At 52.3% G+C, this 3,819-nt stretch carries 2 protein-coding genes; both read left to right on the top strand.

The features are described from left to right. Window positions 1-2,144: DUF1601 domain-containing protein (locus ACO6VE_RS24010; protein ID WP_422463991.1), on the top strand; the 2,144-nt coding region annotated here is incomplete at its 5' end. A 101-nt stretch (window positions 2,145-2,245) separates the two neighbouring features. Next, the coding region (locus ACO6VE_RS24005) for a DUF1601 domain-containing protein (protein WP_422463989.1) at window positions 2,246-3,819 on the top strand (1,574 nt) is incomplete at its 3' end.

Genomic DNA, 3,819 nt, shown 5'->3' with positions numbered 1-3,819 from the left:
CGCTGTTGCCCCTGGTGAACGCACAGAAAAACCAATTTACTGCCCAGGGGATTGTCAACCTGCTGTGGGCCATGGCGAAACTGGTGGACAACGGGCAGGAACGGACGCCAGAGCTCAACGAGGCCGTTGCCTCGCTGTTGCCCCACGTGAACACACAGAAAGACCAATTTATTCCTCAGCATATCGCCAACCTGCTGTGGGCCATGGCGAAACTGGTGGACAACGGGCTGGAGCGGACACCAGTGCTCAACGAGGCCGTAGCTGCCCTGTTGCCCCTCATGAACGCAAAGAAAAACCAACTTAATGCCCAGGGCATTGTCAACCTGCTGTGGGCCATGGCGAAACTGGTGGACAACGGGCTGCCGACACCAGAGCTCAAAAGGGCCTTGGCCGCGCTGTTGCCCCACGTGAACGCACAGAAAGACCAATTTATTCCTCAGCATATCGCCAACCTGCTATGGACCATGGCGAAACTGGTGGAAAATACGCAGCAGCAGACACCAGGGCTCAACGAGGCAGTGGCCGCCCTGTTGCCTCTCGTGAACGCGCAGAAAGACCAATTTATTCCTCAGCATATCGCCAACCTGCTGTGGGCCATGGCGAAATTGGTGGACAACGGGCAGGAGCTGACACCCGGGCTCAACGAGGCCATGACCGTGCTGTTGCCCCACGTGAACGTACAGAAAGACCAATTTACTCCTCAGGGAATTGCCAACCTGCTGTGGGCCATGGCAAAACTGGTGGACAACGGTCAGGATCGGACACCAGAGATCAACGAGGCCGTGGCTGAGCTGCTGCCCTACGTGAACACACAGAAGTACCAATTTATTCCTCAGCATATCGCCAGCCTGCTGTGGGCCATGGCGAAACTGGTGGACAACGGGCAGGAGCAAACACCACGGCTCAAAGAGGCCTTGGCCGCGCTGTTGCCCCACGTGAACACACAGAAGGACCAATTTATTCCTCAGCATATCGCCAACCTGCTGTGGGCCATGGCGAAACTGGTGGACAACGGGCTGGAGCTGACACCCGGGCTCAACGAGGCCATGACCGTGCTGTTGCCCCACGTGAACGTACAGAAAGACCAATTTAATGCTCAGGGAATTGCCAACCTGCTGTGGGCCATGGCAAAACTGGTGGACAACGGTCAGAAACGGACACCAGAGCTCAATGAGGCCGTGGCCGCACTGTTGCCCCACGTGAATTCACAGAAAGACCAATTTATTCCTCAGAATATCGCCAACCTGCTGTGGGCCATGGCAAAACTGGTGGACAACGGGCAGGAGCCGACACCAGAACTCAAAGAGGCCGTGGCCGCGCTGTTGCCCTGCGTGAACGGACAGAAAGACCAATTTAATGCCCAGGGTATTGCCAACCTGCTGTGGGCCACGGCCAAACTGGGTGAACTCATTGAGCTGAACCTGGCTACCTCTACGTTCGAATCACTTGTCTATCGAATCAGTGAGAAGCTCCAGTTTTCTCAGGAAGAGATATCGATGTCTCTCTGGGGAGTCATGGTATGCTGTGCCAGGTTGTCTCTAGACTCCAATGCCAATAAAAATAACGTGCTTGAAAAACACATGGACGACCTGTTTACCCGTCTGGAAAATACATTCCTGCACAATGAAGAGGATCAACGCACCATTGTCCTGGCCGCAAGTTGGCTTGGCAGAGCGTGTCCGGTCGTCCCCCATTACCAGACAACCATTTCAAATACCCAAGGCGACTTCCGCGATCAACTCCAATCATCTATTCCATCTTTGAAGATTGAAGAAGAAAAGAGTCTGAACTCATTACCTCCGGTTGACCTGCTTCTGACAGATCACAACATGGTTCTTGAAGTTCAGGGACCGGGTCATTACGTAGGTGGTGATTTCAAAACCAGGAATGGTTCGACTCTGCTGAAAATCGCACTGTTGCAAAAAGCAGGATTTGAGGTCATTGAAATCCCGGTTAACATGCTTTGGAATCAGGATTTAATGAAACCCTATATTGATCAAATAAAGGCCAGGATAGGCATTCCGCCACAGGAGCATGGCTCTGTATCACTTAAAAGAGGTTGGGCAGGTGCATACGTGACTGACGAAGAACATTTAGAAGAAAAAACCAACCCAGCAAAGAGGAAGAAAACAAACAATCAGTAATCGCCTTCCTCCCACCATGACTCAAGTAAACTTTTCCGCAAAATGAACTTCTGAGCAGAACAGCAGTCTGCTTTTCATATTTTCATGAATGAAATATAATTATGGATAGAAGTTCTGCTGGTATCAGTGGTCAATACACAAGATCAAATAACGGTTACAACCAACCGAATGGCCTTGCCCCTTCTTCAAGGCGTGGGCGATACCGACATGCCACAGTCAGACCATGGGATAATCCCCACCGCACTGCACCGGGTCGCAATGAATTTTACCATTCTTCTGGCACACGCTCTTCTCAACCTCTACAGTGCCGTTCAGTAAACCCTGCTCAAGATTTTAATGCCCTCATCAAACAGGAAATAATGGATGATCTGTTGAGTCAATCGGATCGTTTCGGTCATCGCTATAATGGAAAAAATCACGGGCAATATGCCAGTTCAATTAAAAAATACACGTCAGCTGTTCAAAGACCGTTAAATCGAGCGGAACAAAGCCAGCTGATGCGTTTGCTGCAAAATTTCGCAGCAACACGGAGCTGGAATTGGCGCAGCCTCACGACAACACTTCACTCATTGACATCAGCGGGTGTATTTACTCTTCATAAACCCATGGATGCGCGAGTTAAACTTACTCAGGCTAACTTATTGTCAACGCTATTTGATGCAATAATATTTAACTGCAACCAAAAACCTCCAGCCAGGGATATTGATGCCCAGGGTGTCGCCAACCAGCTGTGGGCCATGGCAAAACTGGTGGACAACGGGCAGGAACGGACACCAGAGTTCAACGAGGCCGTGGTCGCTTTGTTACACCACGTGAACGCACAAAAAGCTCACTTTAAACCACAGGAAGTCACCAACCTGGTGTGGGCCATGGCGAAACTGGTGGACAACGGCCTGGAGCAGACACCAGATCTCAAAGAGGCCATGTTCGCTCTGTTGCCCCACGTGAACGTACAGAAAGACCAATTTATTCCTCAGGCTATCACCAACATGCTGTGGGCCATGGCGAAAATGGTAGACCACGGGCAGGAGCATACACCAAGGCTCAAAGAAGCCATGGCTGCGCTGTTGCCCCGCGTGAACGCACAGAAAGCTCACTTTAAACCACAGGAAGTCACCAACCTGATGTGGGCCATGGCGAAACTGGTGGACAACGGGCTGAAGCGGACACCTGGGCTCAAAGATGCTGTGGCCGCCCTGCTGCCCCTCCTGAACGCGCAGAAAAACCAACTTAACGCCCAGGGTATTGCCAACCTGCTGTGGGCCATGGCGAAACTGGTGGACAACCGACTGGAGCAGACACCAGGGCTCAACGAGGCCGTGGCCGCCCTGTTGCCCCTCGTGAACGCACAGAAAAACCAATTTATTCCTCAGCATATCGCCAACCTGCTGTGGGCCATGGCGAAACTGGTGGACAACCGGCTGGAGCGGACACCAGGGCTCAACGAGGCCGTGGCCGTGCTGTTGCCACAAGTGAACCCAGAGAAAGCTGACTTTAAACCACAGGAAATAACCAACCTGCTGTGGGCCATAGCGAAACTGGTGGACAACGGACACGAGCAGACGCCAGAGCTCAACGAGGCCGTGGCCGCGCTGTTGCCCCAAGTGAGCGCACAGAAAGCCAACTTTACACCACAGGGTATCGCTAACCTGCTGTGGGCCATGGCGAAACTGGT

The sequence above is a fragment of the Endozoicomonas sp. ALB115 genome, assembly GCF_049310245.1.
GTDB lineage: Bacteria > Pseudomonadota > Gammaproteobacteria > Pseudomonadales > Endozoicomonadaceae > Endozoicomonas.
Note: the sequence above shows the minus strand (reverse complement) of the source record. Positions and strands in the feature narration are given on the sequence as shown.